The organism is Thiomicrorhabdus xiamenensis (assembly GCF_013282625.1).
GTDB lineage: Bacteria > Pseudomonadota > Gammaproteobacteria > Thiomicrospirales > Thiomicrospiraceae > Thiomicrorhabdus > Thiomicrorhabdus xiamenensis.
This window is the reverse complement of sequence record NZ_CP054020.1, coordinates 2,060,207-2,078,346: the sequence shown is the minus strand read 5'-3', so window position 1 is coordinate 2,078,346 and position 18,140 is coordinate 2,060,207. Positions and strand designations below refer to the sequence as shown.

The 18,140-nt window shown below is 49.4% G+C and carries 14 protein-coding genes and 2 tRNA genes; 10 read left to right on the top strand and 6 right to left on the bottom strand.

Features of this window, described 5'->3' with window-relative positions; translation table 11 throughout:
- The first annotated feature begins 120 nt into the window (after positions 1–120).
- The 4 genes from HQN79_RS09590 to HQN79_RS09575 all read left to right on the top strand — a co-directional run bounded on the left by HQN79_RS09590 (position 121) and on the right by HQN79_RS09575 (position 4,364).
- On the top strand, positions 121–849 hold the full coding sequence (locus HQN79_RS09590; RefSeq protein WP_173285957.1) for a CHAD domain-containing protein: 729 nt from the start codon (positions 121–123) through the stop codon (positions 847–849).
- 105 nt (positions 850–954) lie between these two features.
- The gene (locus HQN79_RS09585) at positions 955–1,410 is read left to right on the top strand and encodes a hypothetical protein (protein WP_173285956.1); all 456 of its coding nucleotides are present in this window, start codon (positions 955–957) and stop codon (positions 1,408–1,410) included.
- Positions 1,411–1,681: 271 nt separating this feature from the next.
- Positions 1,682–2,362 (top strand): transglutaminase-like cysteine peptidase, encoded by a 681-nt coding sequence (locus HQN79_RS09580; RefSeq protein WP_173285954.1) that lies wholly within the window; start codon positions 1,682–1,684, stop codon positions 2,360–2,362.
- Between the two features lie 67 nt (positions 2,363–2,429).
- Entirely contained in the window at positions 2,430–4,364 is a 1,935-nt protein-coding gene (locus HQN79_RS09575; RefSeq protein WP_173285952.1) for a bifunctional diguanylate cyclase/phosphodiesterase, read from the top strand.
- Between the two features lie 94 nt (positions 4,365–4,458).
- On the opposite strand, the gene HQN79_RS09570 is transcribed toward HQN79_RS09575, so the two are convergent.
- The 5 genes from HQN79_RS09570 to HQN79_RS09550 form a co-directional block, all read right to left on the bottom strand.
- A complete protein-coding gene (locus tag HQN79_RS09570; protein ID WP_173285950.1) occupies positions 4,459–5,298 on the bottom strand; it encodes an ABC transporter ATP-binding protein in 840 nt (279 codons plus the stop codon).
- Positions 5,299–5,314: 16 nt separating this feature from the next.
- On the bottom strand, positions 5,315–6,364 hold the full coding sequence (locus tag HQN79_RS09565; RefSeq protein ID WP_173285948.1) for a FecCD family ABC transporter permease: 1,050 nt from the start codon (positions 6,362–6,364) through the stop codon (positions 5,315–5,317).
- Positions 6,354–7,367, bottom strand: a complete 1,014-nt coding sequence (locus HQN79_RS09560; protein WP_173285946.1) for an LLM class flavin-dependent oxidoreductase — start codon at positions 7,365–7,367, stop codon at positions 6,354–6,356. Before HQN79_RS09560 ends, HQN79_RS09565 begins: the two co-directional genes overlap by 11 nt.
- Positions 7,364–8,386, bottom strand: coding sequence for an ABC transporter substrate-binding protein (locus HQN79_RS09555; protein ID WP_173285944.1), 1,023 nt, complete (start codon positions 8,384–8,386; stop codon positions 7,364–7,366). The genes HQN79_RS09560 and HQN79_RS09555 overlap by 4 nt, the downstream gene beginning before the upstream one ends.
- Before the next feature lie 136 nt (positions 8,387–8,522).
- Positions 8,523–10,550, bottom strand: a complete 2,028-nt coding sequence (locus tag HQN79_RS09550) for a TonB-dependent receptor plug domain-containing protein (RefSeq protein ID WP_173285942.1) — start codon at positions 10,548–10,550, stop codon at positions 8,523–8,525.
- A 366-nt stretch (positions 10,551–10,916) separates the two neighbouring features.
- On the opposite strand from HQN79_RS09550, the gene HQN79_RS09545 reads away from it, so the two are divergent.
- The 3 genes from HQN79_RS09545 (at position 10,917) to HQN79_RS09535 (ending at position 13,333) form a co-directional block, all read left to right on the top strand.
- Positions 10,917–10,992 (top strand) — tRNA-Asn (locus HQN79_RS09545).
- A 149-nt stretch (positions 10,993–11,141) separates the two neighbouring features.
- The gene (cls, locus tag HQN79_RS09540) at positions 11,142–12,554 is read left to right on the top strand and encodes a cardiolipin synthase (protein ID WP_173285940.1); all 1,413 of its coding nucleotides are present in this window, start codon (positions 11,142–11,144) and stop codon (positions 12,552–12,554) included.
- Positions 12,555–12,592: 38 nt separating this feature from the next.
- Positions 12,593–13,333 carry an endonuclease/exonuclease/phosphatase family protein gene (locus HQN79_RS09535; RefSeq protein ID WP_173285938.1) on the top strand — a complete coding sequence of 247 codons (741 nt, stop codon included), beginning with the start codon at positions 12,593–12,595 and terminating at the stop codon, positions 13,331–13,333.
- Between the two features lie 6 nt (positions 13,334–13,339).
- Here HQN79_RS09535 and HQN79_RS09530 read toward each other — a convergent pair whose 3' ends face one another.
- Entirely contained in the window at positions 13,340–14,602 is a 1,263-nt protein-coding gene (locus tag HQN79_RS09530; protein ID WP_238843350.1) for a GNAT family N-acetyltransferase, read from the bottom strand.
- 74 nt (positions 14,603–14,676) lie between these two features.
- Here HQN79_RS09530 and HQN79_RS09525 point away from each other — a divergent pair, with 74 nt between their 5' ends.
- The 3 genes from HQN79_RS09525 to HQN79_RS09515 all read left to right on the top strand — a co-directional run bounded on the left by HQN79_RS09525 (position 14,677) and on the right by HQN79_RS09515 (position 18,096).
- A complete protein-coding gene (locus HQN79_RS09525) occupies positions 14,677–17,286 on the top strand; it encodes a diguanylate cyclase (RefSeq protein ID WP_173285936.1) in 2,610 nt (869 codons plus the stop codon).
- 131 nt (positions 17,287–17,417) lie between these two features.
- Positions 17,418–17,493 (top strand) — tRNA-Asn (locus HQN79_RS09520).
- Positions 17,494–17,682: 189 nt separating this feature from the next.
- Entirely contained in the window at positions 17,683–18,096 is a 414-nt protein-coding gene (locus HQN79_RS09515; protein WP_173285934.1) for a hypothetical protein, read from the top strand.
- Positions 18,097–18,140: the final 44 nt, after the last annotated feature.

Genomic DNA, 18,140 nt, shown 5'->3' with positions numbered 1-18,140 from the left:
CAATGGTTGCCGATGAGGCGTTTTGTCACAAGAGTGTCAAATTTCTTAAAAGGCTCTGTGGCAAGATTTCCGGCAAGACGTAGCGATGTTAATTGGGAGAGCTGGCTCAAGATGAATCCTGTGGCGCAAAAACTTTACGACCAACTTGTCGTTTATCTTGAGTTGGAGAACGTTCTTCAAGAGCAGGAGAAAACTCTGCACGAGCTGCGAGTGTCAGCGCGCAAATTGGTGTCTCTGTTGCCGAAAGACGATTATCATCGTGAGTTTTTCAAAAGGGTGATTCAGGCAAGCAATAAAATTCGTGACTTGGATGTTTTGATGTTGCAGGTTGTTCCGGGATTTCCCAAAGATATGCGGGATGCGGGCGATCAGCTGAGGAAGGAACTGCTGGGGATTCGCAATCAGTTGGACGACGATTTCAAAAATTTTCTGCAGCTGGATATTCTGCCGGAGCTGTGTAACTTGCGGGCCAATTTTACCCGCGAGAAGGATTCTCTGGCCGTTTCGGAAGGTGTTGAAGAACTTGAACAGATCGAAAAACAGTTTCGCCAGATCAGGAAGCGTCTTCTGCTGGTTGATCTGGAAGAGAAACAGGTTCACAAGATTCGCTTGAAAGTGAAGCGTCTGCGCTATCAGGTCGCACACCATTACCGCAATAAAAACAAATTGCTGGCCGAGTTGAAATTCCTGCAGGAGCAGCTCGGAAAATTTCATGATTTTTCTCAGGCAGGGAATCTGATCCGTAAATACGCTGTTGATCTGGATCCGGAATTTCTCAAGCAGCTGAGAAAGCATCTTCAGTCGAAACAGAACGCCATTCTCAAAAAGGTGCGCAAATCGCTTAAATAATTCTCTCGTTTTTGCCTTTAACCCTGATATTTCTCCGTTTTTATTCGCCTTTTGCTCATTTATAATGAGTCAACTTTTTTTGATTAAGTTATATGGATAACTACTGTGTTTCAAGCTGCTTATTCTCTTGTTCGACGTTCAGCCAAGTTGTGGTCAGCAGGGTTGATTTTTATTATCTCGGCTGCGCTACTCCACGGTTGTAGCACTCCGCAGACCCAACCGGAGCCGGATCGGCCGTCAAAGCACTACGCTTTGGTGGTGAATCTGGCGGATTCTTTCAATAAGTTGTACCCGAAAGTGTATTTGAACGATCAGTATATTTTCCGGGACAAGCTGTTGTTGGTGCCGAAAACCTATCAGTTTAAAGTGAGTTACCGCGATCACTCCGGGCGCAAGCGTTCGCAAGTGATGAGGGTCGAACTGCAAGCCAATCGTTGCTACCATCTGGATTACAGCGCAGGGCAGTTCCGTTTTACCAGCGGAGCCTATGGTGAAGCCTATTGTTCCGCGATGATTGACCGTACCCGTTATGAGTTGACCTCCTTTAGCAACGCCTTCTGAAGCGCTATCTCTTGACTGCCGTCACGAATTAGCCGATTTCCCGGTGCTGAGGCGCGATATCAGCTTGCCAAAGCACCCGATTCTGATAAGGTTATCGCTAAATGAATCTTTTTGAGGGAGCAGGGAGAGTAATGGCGTTTCAGTATCTTGGCGATAATGCCGCTCTTTGTGCGATCTCTTTCGCTTGTAAAAGCTTTGAAACGAGCCTCCGTCGGCTTTTTGCAGACAGGAAAGGATATCGGCTTCAGCGGCGGGAATGGAGGTCTGCTTGATGCGTCGCAGGCTTCTTTTCTGGTCGTTATCTCTGATCTTTGGCCTGCTTCTTTTAGGGAGTTTCGGTCGGCCCACTCTCGGAAATCTTTCTCTGGATTTCGACCGTTTTTATCAGACTATCTATTCGCAGCACGGTGAACAGCGCGCACGTCTGGCCGTAACCTGGCAAAAGATGTTGGAAAGAATTAAAACACTGCCGGATCAGCAGAAGCTGGTCGAAGTGAATAATTTCGTCAATAAGGTGGTCTATTATCAGTCCGATATCAGTAATAACCGGGTCAAGGATCACTGGGCATCCATTGCCGAAACTTTCGGGAAAGGCGCGGGAGACTGCGAAGATTATGCGATTGCCAAGTATGTCACCCTGCGTCTGGCAGGGGTGGATGATTCGCACCTGCGGCTGATTTACGTTAAGGCTTTCTACGGCGGACGAACACAGGCGCATCTGGTACTGGGCTACTATCCGACGCCGAATTCGATGCCGCTGATTCTGGATAATCTGATTGGCGAGGTCAAACTGGCCAACACCCGTCAGGATCTTAAGCCGGTGTTCAGTTTCAACAGCCGCGGTTTGTGGGCGGGCTTGTCGAAAGCGACCAAGTCCAACCCTATGGCGCGATTGTCGCGCTGGCAGCAGGTCATGAGTAAGATTGAACGTGAAGGCATCAGCCTGCGTTAGTCGGGATAGGAATTTAAATTTTAATGGGATGCATATAACCGCACGCATTCAATAAGAGGAGTAGGTTATGTCTTTGGTCAAGCAGTTATGGATAGCGATTATTGGCCTGATGATTCTGGTGTTCTTTACCAGTTTTTTCATCAGTACCTATAGCGCCAAAAGCTATTACATCGAGCAGCTGAACTTGAAAAACAGCGATAACGCCAACTCCCTAGCATTAATGCTGTCACAGATGGAAAAAGACGAAGTGATGGTTGAGCTATTGATTGCGGCGCAATTCGACACCGGGAACTATAAGCGCATCGAACTGTTGGATCCGAACGGCGACGAGCGACTGAGTAAAACTCATGAAGTGGAAATCAGCGCTCAGGTTCCGCAGTGGTTCAAGGCGCTGATTCCTCTGAAAGTCGGAAAAGGCATTGCACAGGTTCAAGACGGCTGGCAGCAGTACGGTACCCTGATTGTCGAGAGTGACGACCGTTTCGCTTATGAATCCCTATGGAAAACCATGTTGCAGTTTCTGATGTGGTTCTTTGTCGCCGCGCTGATACTCGGAGCCATCGGAACCTGGGTATTGCGCATTCTGACCAGTCCTCTGGAAGATGTCGTCAAGCAGGCGGAGGCGATTGGCGGGCGCCGCTTTATCACGTCCGAAGAACCGAAAACACTGGAGTTCAACCGTCTGGTTCGCGCGATGAATACTTTGTCGGCGCGCGTTCGCACCATGCTGGAAAACGAAAGCCGCCGTCTCGAAGAGATGCGTTACAGAAATCAGCATGATGCCCTGACCGGTTTTGCCAATCGCGAGTTTTTTGTCAGCAAACTGGAAAGTGTCCTAGCGAATGAAGACAAAAACGCCCGCAATGCGATGATTTTCCTGCGCGTTGCCAATCTGGTCAAAATCAATCAGAGCTTGGGGCATGAAAAAACCGATGCGCTGCTGAAAGGCGTCGCGGAAAAAATCATTCAGACCATCCGTCAGCACGACAAAGAGTTTGACGATAGCACTTTCGGTCGTCTGAGCGGTACCGATTTTGCGATTATGCTCAGCAATATTCAGGAAATGGATGCTTTGGCAAAAGCGCTGGAAGTCTTTATGGCGACTTACGCCAATACCTATAAAGATCAGGTTGAGTTGCAGTTGCCGATGGCGGCCTCCTCCTTCAAGGCGAATGACAGCCGACAGAATATTTTCCAGAAAATGGACGCTTTGCTGGTAAAAGCGGAGAATGAGCAACAGACATTGCTGGTCATGGAAGACAAGGGGGCTGTGCAGGACGGTTTGAAAAATTCGCAACAATGGCGCGAGCTGTTGGAGAAAGCGTTGGATGCTTCAAGTGTGGTGGCTCAGCTGTTCCCGGTGGTGGATATTAAAAACCGACCTCTGCATCACGAAGCGATGATGCGTCTGAAAGTGGAAGAGAACACCATTACCGCCGGCGAATTCCTGCCTTGGGCCCGTCGATTCGATATGTTGCCGCAGTTGGATATGGCGTTGACTGGATATCTGCTTGACCAGATGAAAAATGGCGCCATTCGACACTCGGTTGCGGTGAATTTGGCGATTGAAACCTTGAAAGATCTGGACGTCCGCGATCAGCTGATCGAGGCGATCAAGAACAGCGGTGTTGCCGACCGGCTTTGGCTGGAGCTGCCTGAGCGTGCGGTTATGGAAGATATCGGTCACTTTGTCGAGTTCTGTGAACTGGTTAAACCGCTGGGTTGTAAAGTCGGTCTGGATAAAGCCGGTTCCGGCTTTGCCAATATCTCCCGACTGCAGGAAGTCGGTCTGGATTATATTAAGATCGATTCGGCGCTGATCCACAATATCTCCAAGCAGGATCAGGAGACGAAGAGCTTTGTACGAGGCGCCTGTACCCTAGGGCATTCGATCGGTCTGCAATTGATCGCCGAAGGGATTCAGGACTTCCAGGAAATCAACGAACTGGAAACGCTGGGAATGGATGGCGCAACCGGTCCGGGGGTTCAACTGAGAAATTGAGCGACAAAATTAAGTTAAGATCTACAGTATTTAAGTGATCAAAAGGAAAAGCGGCTCGGTGAGCCGCTTTTTTTATGTCCGATCAATCGTCGGATTAAAAGACGTTTGCCGGAAGCTGATTAGACGAGAGTTGATAGAGGCGTTGAATGTCATGTGCTTGTAGGACTTCATCAGGAGGACCGTTTTTCAGTATCCGTCCGTTATACATCGTAATGGCACGAGAGGCCGCTCCGATGGCGTGTTCCGGGTGATGGGTGGTAAACAGCACCGTGCGCCCGGCGATTTTCAATTGAGTGATCTTTTCCAGCAGTTTAATCTGATTGCCGTAGTCGAGTCCGTTAGTCGGTTCGTCCATCATAATCAGCGGTGTGTTCTGGGCAAAGGCGCGTGCAATCAGCACCATCTGTCGTTGTCCGCCGGAGAGTTCGGTATAGGGGCGGTGCGCCAGATGTTCGATATGAAGCCATTTCAGAGCCTCTATCGCTGTGTCGTATTGCTCGGCCGAGGATTTGATCCATGAGGTCTTCGCTCCGCGAGTTGCCATAAGTACCATGTCGATGACAGGATAGCCGAAAGCGGTGCGATGGTATTGCGGCACATAACTGATCCATTGCGCAATCTGTTCGGCGCTCAGTTGCGAGCTGTCCTGACCGTTGATCTCAACCCGGCCGGCGCTTTTTGGGTGAAACCCTAGCATAGTACGCAACAGCGTAGTTTTGCCGCAGCCGTTCGGCCCCAACAGGGCCACGACTTCACCGGAATTTAAGTGCAAAGCAATGTCCGAAAATATGTTTTTGCAACCCTGCCGAGCCGCTAAACCATCCGCTGTCAGTAGAGGCCTGAGCGAGTTGCTTGCTTGATTCTGTACTGCTGGCGCGGAACTGTGCGGCCATTCCGAGCGATGAACATTAAGTGACCGGTTAAAGAATTTCATTACTTCTCCTCCAAAACTAGTTTTGCCAGCCCTTTTTGGCGTTTTTCAGCGCCCAGGCAAAAACCGGCAGGCCGATTAGCGCCGTCAAAATACCGATCGGGATTTCGATGCTCAGCGCCATTCTGGCCAGGTTGTCGACCATTAAGAGATAGATGGCGCCTAAAAGCGCAGAGGCCGGCAGAAGCAAGCGGTTGTCGGCTCCGAGCAGTAGGCGGACGATATGCGGAATGACTAAGCCGACCCAGCCGATCATGCCGCCAAGCGTCACTGTCAGAGCGCTTAAAAACGTTGCAATAACGATCACCAGAAGGCGTTTGCGTTCGACATTCACTCCGAGACTGCGTGCTTCATCGTCCCCGAGGCTGAGTACATTCAGGACATGACCGTGCAGGCTGAGAATCAGCAGGCCGAGCACAACAAACGGCAGCAGCCAGAGGAGTAATTCGCCATTCACATTCGCCAGCGATCCCATAAGCCAGTAAGTAATTGCCGGCAGTTTGCTGTAGGGGTCCGCGACATACTTGATAATCGAAAGAAAGGCGCTGAAAAGCGCACCGGTAATCATGCCGCCGAGTACCAGAATAATCATGTTCTGCTTGAGTTCGCCTTTGGCCAGCATTAAGGCGATAAACACCGCCAGTAAACCGAAGATAAAAGTCAGCAGCTGCATTACCCAGATCTGTTCGGAGAGCAAAATCCCCAATGAGGCACCGAAAGCCGCGCCGGAGAGTACACCGAGTATTCCGGGGGAGACCAGCGGATTCATAAACAGCGCCTGAAAGGCGGCGCCGCTGATCGCCAGAGCCGAACCGATCATAATAGCCGCCGCAATGCGCGGCAGGCGGACATCAAGCAGAATACTGGTCACCATCGGATCGGCTGCGCCGTCGATCAGATCCCAATATTTGAATAACTCTGCCAGACTCCCTAAAGGCGCAAAGTCGTATCGCCCGAGGCTTAAAGAGAGCAGGGCGGCGGCGAGCAGAATCAGGCTCAAGAGCAGTAATACTTGTGCCCCGGAAAAAATGCCGCAGCAGGCTTTCGGCTGATACAGATCAGGCCGCATTGCTCTGCGCCATTAAAGGTTGCCAGATTTCCTCCTTGAACCAGCGTAACTGTTGAAAGCGCACCTGGTGGCTGTGTGTCAGAGGGTTCAGCGCCAGATGCTTAACGCCCATTCTCAGCAGGCGTTGCAGTTGTTGTCGAACCTGATCGGGCGAACCGCACAGCATGCGACTCAAAAGCGCTTCGGGATCCAGTTTTGCCATGGGCCCGGGGTGTTTGCCCCAGTGCTTGGCCTTCTCTTCGCGGAAAAGTTCGATATGTTCCAGCGCCATCTGTCTGGCGACCGAAGAGTTGTCATCGATAAACAGGCCGCGGGCCACCATCATATTCGGTGTATGTTGCGCGAATTGTGTGTACAGTTTGATCTGTTGATCGATTTTGTCGCTGTCCCAGAATTGAGCACTCATTAATCCTAGTCCATTTTGCGCCGCCATCTGCACGCTCTGTTCGTCACCGGTGGCGACAAACAACTGCTGTGAATGCAAATCACAACGCGGTTGCAGATTGATGTTTTCCCACTGGTAATGTTTTCCTCGATGGTTCTGCGGCGTGTCGCTACTCCATAATTGCATCAGCGCAGGCAAGGCTTCATTCATCCGCTCTCGACTCAGATCCTTGTCGGTTTTAAAGGCGGCATTTTGCGATTCGAAAGGACCACCTTTGGCAAAACCGCACAAAATCCTTTGTGGATAGAGAGACTGCAAGACCGCCAGTTGTTCGGCGATCTCGATCGGGTTGTGGAAACCGAGCAAAAGCGCAGCGCAGCCGATTTTAATGTTTTCGGTTTTCCCCAGAAGGTGACCGATCAGATGCAGCGGCGCCGGAGTCAGGCTCATGTCGTTAAAGTGATGTTCCGTCACCCAGGCGTTGTCGAAACCGATGACGTCCAGTTTGTGCACCAGATCGGTAAAAGCGCTGTAGGTCGCTTGCGGAGTCTGATTCAGTTCCGGGGTAATATGCAGCATGACCCCCAGTTGAGGATGAGCGTTCAGATTCGGTTTCATAGTGTTTTTCCCTGTAAAATCGATTGCGCCTGTGCGCGGCTTAAATCGGTTTGAAAAAAGAGTTGGAAAATTTCCTGTGTCTCGGCGACCGTATCCAGTTCGGCAACTTCGCGCACCTGCGGATAGAGTTTCTGCATTAGCCACTGTGCAGCCAGAATGCGCATAAAAGAGGGCGGGCGATCCAGCCAGCGGAAAGGGGTTTGCGGCGCCAGAAAAACCTGCTTGTTTTGTATCGCGCTCAGACCTTGCCAGGTGGGCATCAGATAAACCTTGTCGTAGAAAATTTTTTCCTGGGTGACGATCGCATCCGGATTGTATTTAAGCAGTTGCTCGATATTGATTTCGACTTTGCCGTAACGCGAGTATTTGCCCTGATCTGCCGGGCAACGATGCGGATTCAAGGCTCCTGCCCAAGGCAACGTTTCAGCATGAATCGAACCGCGGCACTCGGTCGCCAGGCCATTCGGAGCTTCGGCGTAATAAACGGTTTTGGGCGTCACGTTGCGTTGCTGCAAAAGCGCTTTCAAGCGTTTTTGACGTTGTAGAAGCTGTTCGAATTTTTGCGCCAGCATTTCGCCGCGTTCGGTTTTGCCGAGCCATTTACCGAGATTTCTCAGATCTTGAGGGTAGTCTTCAAGGGTATCCAGACGCAGGTTGCACACGGGAATGCCGAGTTTCCCCAACATTGCCTGACGTTTGGCATGCACCATGGCGCCGGACATGACAATCAGATCCGGTTTGCTGGCCAGCAATACTTCCATATTCGGTGTCCGTCCTTGTCCGAACCAGCCGCCGATAATCGGTTTATGCATGAGCTCATCCGCAAACACGTGTTTTGCCTGAGGTGCCGGCGGGAAGTTCCAGCCGATCAGTTTTTCCGGCGCCATAGCAACCAGCAGATAGGTCACAATCGGATTGGCGCCGTAAACGCGCGCAGGTTCGGCTTCGATCGCGCACTTCTCCGGTGTTTGTTGAGCGGTTTGCGCGCCGAAAGCCGGCGTACCCAGAAAAAGTCCCATGCATAGCAAAAGCGTTATCGGACAGTTTTTCCAACGCCGTAAAAATCTTGCGTGCGGATCTTGGCAACGGGAAGTGTTATACCGTTTGCTTGGCCTAAAGCAAAAAGAGGATACTGACATTTAAACTACTCCCGTATTAAAACTGATATTGGATATTCGCCCAAAATGTGCGGCCCGGCATAGGATCGCCTTCGGCAATTTCATAATCGGCGTCGAGCAGGTTTTTGAGCGCGAAGTCGGCATGCCACGCTTTATTGATGCGGTAGTGGGCGCGGATATCCCACAGGCTAAATCCGTCAGTCGGTCGACTGCCGTCAAAGCGGGTTTCGCTATCGGACTGATAGTGACCGTCCAAGCCTAGGTGCCAGTCGGAATTGGCAAACCAATCCAGACTCAGGTTGGCGCTGTGTTCCGGGGCATAGGTCGCTACAATGGCATCATCCGCATAATCGCGGATTAGCCGGCTATAGCTGAGGCTAAGATCAAGCGTTGTGCTGAGCGGCAGGCTTGCCTGCAATTCAAATCCTTTGGAGGACGCGGTACCGACATTCTGGTTCTGATCACAGGTAGTGCTGCCGCACTGGTCGCTGGCCACGGTCACAGTTTCGATGGCATCCTGAATCGACGCATAGAACGCATTGGCACGGTAGCGCAAAGTATTCAGCTCTCCCAGCAGTGCCAGTTCGTAATGCAGCGCCTTTTCGGCTTTCAGTTGCAGGTTCGGGATGGCCTGCCCGAGACGATAGGAAACCTGATCTTTCATATTCGGAAAACGCGACTTGAGCGAGATTCCGGCGAGAATGCGCTGGGTGCCCAGATCGTGGTCGAGTTTCATTTGCCAGTTGCTCTGCTGTTGCGCACCTTGTGGTTGCGTGGCATCGTCGTTGTCGTCGGCCTTCGTCAGCTTGTAGTGGTCAAGTCGGTATCCCAGCGTGAACTGGGTTTGAGGGGTTATGTTGATGCGGTCTTCAAAGCCAAGGCTGGCAGTTTCCGATTGAAAGGTGCGCCAGCTGTTATCCAAGTCTTGTATATCCGAATCCAGGTCGCGCTCTTTATGTTCATCCTTTTTCAGAAAAAGCGCGGTTTTGAGCAGGTGCTTGTCGACCGGCACAGCCGCTTCCAGCGAACCGCCGATACTGTAATCGTTATACTGCGAGCGGAAAGCGTATTTTTTGGTGACGCTGTTGTACTGATCGTCATCATAAGAGTTCAAGGCGTTGTCGAACTTGTCGTAGAAAAGACGGGTTTTCAGATAGCCGGGTTTGTCGCTGGCGCCAAACTCGGTGTAGCCGACATAATACAGGCTCTGTTTGTCCCATTGCGGCCAGTCCCAGTAGCGAACGGTATCCTGAGTGCCGGCATAAGGACTGGATTCCTTGGAGCCTTCGGTCTGGTAGTAACTCAGGGTGTATTCGTCATGGCTGTTCGGCGTATACCCTAGCTTTAAATTGGCGCTGAGGTTTTCGTTTCCGGATCTTAAGCGTTCGCCTTCCGGTTGATAGATGCTGCCTGCGTTATCCTTGGGTTGGAAGTCGGCGGAAAGCGGGAAATTGTCTGCCTGCACGGCACTGACGCCGCCCTGAAAATAAAAGTTTTCGTTAATGATGCCGCCGATCCGGGCATTTTGTGTCTGTTTAAAGACGCCTTCGCGTCCACCTTCGATCGAGGCATTGATGTCGCCTTCGAAATCCGTGTGCGGGCGACGGGTCACCAGATTAATCGAACCGCCCATATTGTTCGGACCTTCCAGCATCGAGCCCAGGCTTTTGGTGACTTCGATCTGACTCAGATCGCCAAGCAGAAAGCGACTCAGGTCGATATTGCCGTCGTAAGGAACATAGATCGGGATGCCGTCCAGATTCAGTGTGATCTGCCGTGAATCAAAACCGCGGATGTTAGCGCGCGTTTCGGCGCGACGACCGCCAATCTGCAGAGTGACACCAGGAATCTCCTGAATCGCTTCCCCGACATTGCTATCGCCTTTTTCCTGAGCGATTCCACTGTCTACGGCAGAATAAGTTTTGGGTTCATCATTTTCCAGAACGGTGATTTCACCCAGTTTAAAAACGTTGTCCTGTGCGTGAGCGGTGCCGGCCAAGGAAAAAGCGCTCGCGATAAGAAGCGCATGCTGTAAGGCGCTTTTGGTAAATGGGGGTCTAGTCATGATTGTGCTCGCCAGATTCAGTATTTATCTTTGTACATAACGGTAGCTGTAAAAAAAGCCCGCATGCTGTTGTCGAGCTTTTTATTATTTAAATGCTAGAGATATACGTTATTTCATTTTGTATATAACGGTTGCATAATATAAATTTTTCTCTGTTGTGCTGTCAATATTCGTTTTTGCTGATTTGTGTGTTTGACATATTTGGGAATGGAGAGCGGCGCGCAAAATCACACTGTCAGGGAAGGTGTAATGAAATGAACAGATGCCTGTCGAGGCGGAAAATTTTTTATGAAAAATACTTGCATTGACAAAGCGAGTCAATATAATACGCTCCAACAGTCAGAAATGACTTGTTAGCAATGCAATTCCCCAATAGTTCAGTTGGTAGAACACCGGACTGTTAATCCGTATGTCGCTGGTTCGAGTCCAGCTTGGGGAGCCATATTCCGAAGCCCCGGTCTGAATTATTCAGGCCGGGGCTTTTTCGTTTTTGCTGGCTTATCCTGACCGTGCAGACAGCTCGTCCCAGCTTTCAATCTTGTGATTAAGCGACTATGCTATCGAGACCTTAAGTCTCTGGGGTGCCCAATTATGGATATCGGTTTTAATCCGCTTTTAGCCATTTTCTATTTCGCCTATATCTTTCTGGTGTTGTCGGCGGTGGTGCATATGCTGTACCAGAAACGTTCGCCGCAGAATCTCACGGTCTGGTTGCTGACGCTGTTGCTGTTGCCTTATCTAGGCATTCTTTTATACCTGATTTTCGGTTCGCGGAAACTGCTCTATAAGCGCAATAAACCGAATATCGTGATTCCGATTAAGCCGCGTGACAGTCTGGTGATTCCCGCAGAAAACCCTCTGGCGCGGCAGGTCGATCAGTTACTGGTTGCCGATCAGATCGCCTGTACCACGGGCGGCAATCAAGTCGAGCTGTTGGATGATTCCAGTCAGGCTTTTGAAGCGTTTATGCAGGCACTGCAAAAGGCACAATCGCGAATTCATATTGAAACCTATATTTTTGAATTGGACGTCACCGGTGAGCGTATTCTGCACGCCTTGACCGAAAAAGCCCGTCAGGGAGTCGAAGTTCGGCTGTTGCTGGATGCCGTCGGCTCTTTTGCGCTTTACCGTCGTCCGAAAGCACTGCGTCCATTACTTGCTGCCGGCGGTCAGGTCGCGTTCTTCCAGCCAGTCTTCAAAAACTTTTTCAATAGTCAGGTTAATCTGCGCAATCACCGCAAGATCTATCTTTTTGATGATGCCCTCGGGTTTACCGGCGGAATGAACTTGTCGAACGACTATCTCGGTTCGGAGAGTGACAAGCCGAAAAACGGTCGCTGGAAGGATCTGTTGTTTCAAATGCAAGGGCCGGTTTTGTCACATTACCATATAGTGTTTAATGAGGATTGGCGCTATTCGACACAGGAAAGCCTGCCGCAAATTGAAATCCGAGAGATCTCGACGACGGAAAAACTGGTTCAAACCATTCCTTCCGGTCCGGATATTCATAAAGAACCGCTTTTTGAATCGCTGATGCAGGCGGTTTACGCCGCTCGGCAGGAAATTGTTATCGTCTCGCCGTATTTTATTCCCGAGGGATCAATCATGACGGCTTTGATGATTGCAATGAAGCGTGGGGTCAAGGTCATACTGGTTTCGCCGGAAAAATCGGATCACCTGATTTTTGATCTGGGGCGCAGTTCCTATCTGCGGGAGTTGCATGAAGCGGGGGGCGAAATCCATTTCTATACCGGTAAAATGTTGCATGCCAAACTGGTCTTTATCGACCGCGAGGCGATGCTGTTCGGTACGGCCAATCTCGATTACCGATCGCTTTTCATTAATCATGAGCTGACCAGCTGGGTGTATGATCCGCTGTTGATCAAGCAGGCCGGGCAATGGGTTGAGGAAGTAGTCGCCGAGAGTCAGCATTATCAAGTTCCGGATACAAGAGGGCGCAGACTGTTTGAAAACTTTACGCGGATCTTTGCGCCTATTCTATAATCGGAAGCAAGATACGATTCCTGTTGGCCGCCTTTGCTATGTTCAAACCGAAACTGACGCTTATTTCTCATGCCGGTACGTCGCTTGACGCCGACGCCGTTCTGCCTAATCCGTTTCGTTTACTGACCTGGAATCTGCAAAAAACCGACTTTTCCCACTATACCCATCGACCGATCGAGCAATTGTTGGAAATCGAAACACCGCATCTACTCTCCATGCAGGAGGCGGCAATTTTCCCGATGCAGAACCGCTTCTTTAATCTGCCGTTTATCATGGCGCCGAATATTGAAACCCGGCGCAGACATTTCGGCGTATTGACCGCTTGCCGGTTTGCGATGAGCGCACAACACCAATTGCTGACGCGCAGTCGGGAATTGGGCTGGACGACGCATAAAACCGCTCTGGTTACCGAGCATCGTTTAAGCGATGGGCAGGTTTTGACGCACATTAATATCCATGCTATCAATTTCGTGCCCAATCGGCTTTTTCAGCGAGAATTGACGTTACTCTGGAGTTTGATAAGCGAAAAGAGCGGCCCGATGATTGTCAGCGGCGACTTCAATACCTGGAATAAAACCCGAGTCGCCATATTGGAAAACGCCGTGCGTCAGCTGGGATTGTTGCAAGTCGTTTATCCGGACGTCACACCGATTAAAACCCTTAACCGTCAGATACTGGATTATGTTTTCTACCGCGGGCTGTCGGTCGAATCCGCGCGCGCCTTTGATGTGAAAGCGATCTCCGATCATAATCCGCTGGAAGTGGTCTTTTCGCTTTAAATCGTTTTAAACCGTCACCTTTTCACTTTCCTGCGCCAGACGTTGCAGGTTTTCCGTCTCCTGATAGGGGGAACTCTGCCACAGGTCGTCGATATAGTGCGCAATGACTTCCCGTTCTTCGTGAATAAAGCGGTTAAGCGGCTCGACGAAAGGGTTAACCGTCAGCCAGTGGCTGGATTGGAGGCGGACCGGAACAAAGCCGCGGGCAATTTTATGCTCGCCGCCGGCACCCGGTTCGAAACGTTGCAGTCCGTGGGTGATGGCAAACTCGATCCCCTGATAGAAACAGGCTTCGAAATGCAGATCTTTGATCTGTTCTCTGCATCCCCAGTGGCGACCGTATAGAACCTGATCGGATTTGAACATCAGGGCACCGGCCACGGTTTCACCGTCTTTATCCGCCAGAACCAGCAGAATTTTGTCTGCCATGGTATGGGCAATTTCACGGAAAAAGTCGAAGTTCAGGGTTGGCGTAGACCACTTTTCGAGAAAGGTTTTCTGATAGAAATAGTCGAACTCCAGCCAGTCTTTATCTGTGGTCTGGCGGCCGTCCAGACAACGAAAGTCTATGCCCTGTTCCTTGACACTCTTGCGCTCGCGGCGGATATTTTTGCGTTTTTTGGATTTTAGCGTCGCGAGAAATCCGTCGAAGTCGCGATACTGTTGATTAAACCATTGAAACTGGACATCGTGGCGGCTGAGTATTTCAGGTTGTTTGGCTAACTCGGCCTGTTCGTCGGAGAATAACAGGTGAAAGCCACTGTATTCCTGCTGCTGACTCAGACTTTTAAGCGTTTCAATAATCTGCTCGATTAACTGCGGATTATTCCGAAAATCCGGGTGTATCAGCAGGCGCGGCCCTCGGGCAGGCGTGTAGGGGATCGCGCTGACCAGTTTCGGATAATAGTTCAGGCCGATGCTGTTCCATGCCTGCTCCCAAGGCTGGTCAAAGACAAATTCTCCGTAATTATTGTGTTTTTCATACAGCGGCATGGCGGCAATCAAGTCTCCACCTGAACGCAAAAGAAGATGTTTCGGAATCCAGCCGAAGCGTTCGCTGACGCAGCCGTGACGTTCCAGCGCGGCCAGATACTGGTGCTGGATAAAAGGGTAGCTGCTCTGGTGCAGACGGTTCCATTGATTGGCATCGATTCGGTCGATTGAGTCAATGACCTCGAAGGTGATTTCGGGTAATTTTTCCGGCATAGATTTAGTGGTTGCGTAGAGGGTGTAAGTGCCTAATTTAGCGGGAAACAGGCGGAATGTCATGCATAAAGCACACTATTTATTTATCCCTATAAATTGTACAATAATTAGATAAAAACACATTTCCGGAAACACGGTTGAAAGTTTTAAAATCACGCCAAATTAAAATCCTGATTCTGATTCTACTCGGGTTCGGAATTTCTATTTCTCTTGCCTACAACACTCTGGATAGAGTGTATTTCAGTGATTATATTGAAAACGCGGCCTTGAAGAATGCCACGAACAAAAGTGTTGAACGTGAGCGCTTTCTGCTTGGTTTTTTACACCAATCCAAGCATAAGCTGCAGTCGATTTCCGGCTTTCCCGCATTTCAGAATTTTTTGCAGAATCCGTTGCAACAGGATTCGGTAGAGGCGCTATTCGGTAATTTTACCCGTAACTGTCATGACATTATGCAGATCCGCTTTATCGATCGCGACGGGATGGAAGTCGTCCGTGTACATCGCTCCCATTATGAGTCACCGGTTGAGGTGGTTGCGACTGAAAATTTGCAGGACAAAAGTTCGCGTTACTTTTTTCAGCAATCCAAAAACAAGCCTCTGAATGAAGTCTGGTTTTCGGATATCGATTTGCAGACCGAAAACGGTGCGGTCGTTAAGCCGTTTATTCCGACCTTGAGAGCGATTCTTCCTGTCGCTGTTGATGGAGAATTCGGCGGTATTCTGGTAATTAATTTCTTTATGGAGAAAACGCTTAACAGCCTGATGAATGCGCCGCTGTATGACTCGATTCTGCTTAACGAAAAAGGCGAAATTCTACTCCATTACGATCCGTCCAAAAGCTGGGGAAGTTATCAGGACAAGCCTTATCTGTTGGCGGATGAGTATCCCGCGCTTTATCAGGCGATTTTGCAAAGCCAATCTTATGACGGTGGCAATTTCTATTTTAAGAAGCTCAATACGCCGATTAATACCGAACTCGGCATTCTTTTCAAACTGAAAGCGTCTTTTGCGCAGAGTCAGCGCGATCAGCTTGCCGAAAGAGAAACGGCAGTATTCTTCGTGGTTCTGTTCTTTTCCATTGTGATGACCTATGTAGTGGTTAAGCTGTTCGGTTCGACTCTGTTACGGCTCGACACGATCGATAAGCTGAACAGCAGTTTGAACGAGGCTTCCAAGGTGGCAAAAATCGGCTTTTGGGAGTTTGAAAACGGGGCGCAATATCTTAAATGGAGCGAAGGCGTATTCGATATTTTCAAGGTTCACGATTATTCTCGAAAAATCACCTTCGAAGATTTTCTGTCCTATATCCCCGAGAGTGACCGAGCCAGACTGCAAGTCGCTTTTTCTGAATCCATGGCGGAAAAGAAAGCGTATTTCGTAACCCATCAGATCGTTACTGCCGATGGTGAAACGAAATATGTTGAGGAGCGGGCGCATCATATCTATGACGACAACGGCGAGTACGTCCGCTCGCTTGGCAGTATCTATGATATTACCGAAAAACATCTGATTCAGGCACGTTACGAAAGCGAGCGCAAAAAACTGCTTGAGCTGATGAACAATGCGTCGGATGCGATTTTTATTCTGAATACCGATGGCAAAGTAGTTGAAGCGAACAAGCGCGTTCAGATGTTCCTCGGCTACTCTTTGGAAGAGGCTCTGCAACTGAGTGTCTGGGATTGGGATATGGAAATGTCTGAGGATAATTTCGGCGATGTCGTTTCTCTGCTTTCCCATGACAAACCGTTAAATCTAGAAAGAATTCATACTCGTAAAGACGGTACAACTTATGAAGCGGAAGTCTCGGCAACCCTGATCCGTGTCGGAGAGCAGGATCTGATCTATGCTTCGGTGAGAGACGTAACCGAGAAAAATCAGCAGCAGCGCCTTCTTGTCGATAGAACGCATGAGTTGCAGGCGATTTTCGATACGGCGCGAGAAGGGATTGCCGTTGTTGATCAGGATATGCGCTACCTGAAAGCGAACCAGAAATACTGTGATCTTCTGGGCTACTCGCAGGAAGAGCTGTTGAAAATTTCCTGTTATGATCTGACGCATCCGGACTATCTGGAAGAGAATAAAAAGATCATGCAAGAGGTGTTCTACAAAGGTTTCTATGAAGACTTTGAAAGGGTCTGTATCGGAAAAGACGGCAAAGAAAAAATTCTGAGTTCTTCCCTGTCGTTGATTCCGGATACCAACCAGGTCATCGTGATTTCGGTCGACCATACCGAAATGCGCTACTATGAGCAGCAGTTGCTCAGATTGACCAATACCGATGAGCTGACCCAGTTACGTAATCGAAAATATTTCAATGAACGGATGAAAGAGCAGCTGGATCTGTTTAACCGCTACCAGCAGCCATTCTGCATGATTATTTTTGATATCGACGATTTTAAAGCCATTAATGATAAATACGGTCACAAAGTAGGGGATGACGTGCTTATCAGAATGAGCGAAGTCATTACTTCGGTGGTCAGAAAGACGGATCTGCTTTTCCGAGTCGGTGGCGAAGAGTTTGTCGTTCTTGCGCCGCAAACGGTGTTATCGGAAGGCGAGGTTCTGGCTGAAAAAATCCGTCTGGCCGTTTACGAAAATGTAGATGTACTGCAGGGGCGGCATGTGAGCATCAGTTTGGGTGTGGCTGAAATACGTAAAGACGAAAGCTTTGATGCCATTTATCAAAGAGTGGATGAATTGTTGTATCAGGCGAAAAACAGCGGTAAAAATCGGGTTTGCAGTTAGTCGCACGCTAGAAGATATTCGCAGTCGGAATCGACTGCAAGCGCATAATTTTTTTTAAAAAAACTTGCAATGCAGATTCTGCTCAATATAATACGCCTCATCAAATCGTTTAGGCGATTTTGAAAGACTTTTCCCCAATAGTTCAGTTGGTAGAACACCGGACTGTTAATCCGTATGTCGCTGGTTCGAGTCCAGCTTGGGGAGCCATATTCCGAAACCCCGGCCTGAGTATTCAGACCGGGGTTTTTTATTGTCCCAATGTTATTGCAGTATTTTGTGAACTTAAATTGCTAACAGAGAAACTGCACAGTTGATAAGGCTTTTTCAGGTTAAATTCATGTAGCAGAACTATACTTGAAGCCGTTCCGTTCGATAAGGAACAGAAAGGAGACAATAATGAAATCAGAAAAATTTAAGATTGGTTTAATTTCCCTAGCGATGACATCGTTACTGGGTTCTGTTGCGGTTCAAGCCGCACCGCAAGATAAGCAGGCTGTGCAAGTTCAGAAAGAACAGATGCAACAGGAACGTAGCCGATTGCAGCAAGAGCAACAGTACCGGGTTGAAGAGCGCAAGCAGTATAACGAAGCGGTAAAGGAACAGCGTAAATACCGTGAAGAGAGCGAGCGCGAAAACCGAAAATATCGCGAAGAACAGGAAAGAAATGCCTATAAATATCGTGAAGAGCAGCAGAGAGAAGAGCGTAAGGTTTATCAGGATCGGTTTAGAGACGAAGACGCTCGCCGTGGCGATATGATTCGCGACAATTACCGAATGGATCGCGGAATGGGTGGAAAAATGGGGCGCTGATTTTACGACGCTGTAAACAAAAAAAGCCGGAAATGATTTCCGGC

Coding starts and splice junctions, on each gene's coding strand:
- HQN79_RS09575 (WP_173285952.1), top strand. CDS start 2,430: ATGTCTTTGGTCAAGCAGTTATGGATAGCGATTATTGGCCTGATGATT.
- HQN79_RS09580 (WP_173285954.1), top strand. CDS start 1,682: ATGCGTCGCAGGCTTCTTTTCTGGTCGTTATCTCTGATCTTTGGCCTG.
- cls (WP_173285940.1), top strand. CDS start 11,142: ATGGATATCGGTTTTAATCCGCTTTTAGCCATTTTCTATTTCGCCTAT.
- HQN79_RS09570 (WP_173285950.1), bottom strand. CDS start 5,298: ATGAAATTCTTTAACCGGTCACTTAATGTTCATCGCTCGGAATGGCCG.
- HQN79_RS09535 (WP_173285938.1), top strand. CDS start 12,593: ATGTTCAAACCGAAACTGACGCTTATTTCTCATGCCGGTACGTCGCTT.
- HQN79_RS09560 (WP_173285946.1), bottom strand. CDS start 7,367: ATGAAACCGAATCTGAACGCTCATCCTCAACTGGGGGTCATGCTGCAT.
- HQN79_RS09550 (WP_173285942.1), bottom strand. CDS start 10,550: ATGACTAGACCCCCATTTACCAAAAGCGCCTTACAGCATGCGCTTCTT.
- HQN79_RS09530 (WP_238843350.1), bottom strand. CDS start 14,602: ATGACATTCCGCCTGTTTCCCGCTAAATTAGGCACTTACACCCTCTAC.
- HQN79_RS09555 (WP_173285944.1), bottom strand. CDS start 8,386: ATGGGACTTTTTCTGGGTACGCCGGCTTTCGGCGCGCAAACCGCTCAA.
- HQN79_RS09515 (WP_173285934.1), top strand. CDS start 17,683: ATGAAATCAGAAAAATTTAAGATTGGTTTAATTTCCCTAGCGATGACA.
- HQN79_RS09565 (WP_173285948.1), bottom strand. CDS start 6,364: ATGCGGCCTGATCTGTATCAGCCGAAAGCCTGCTGCGGCATTTTTTCC.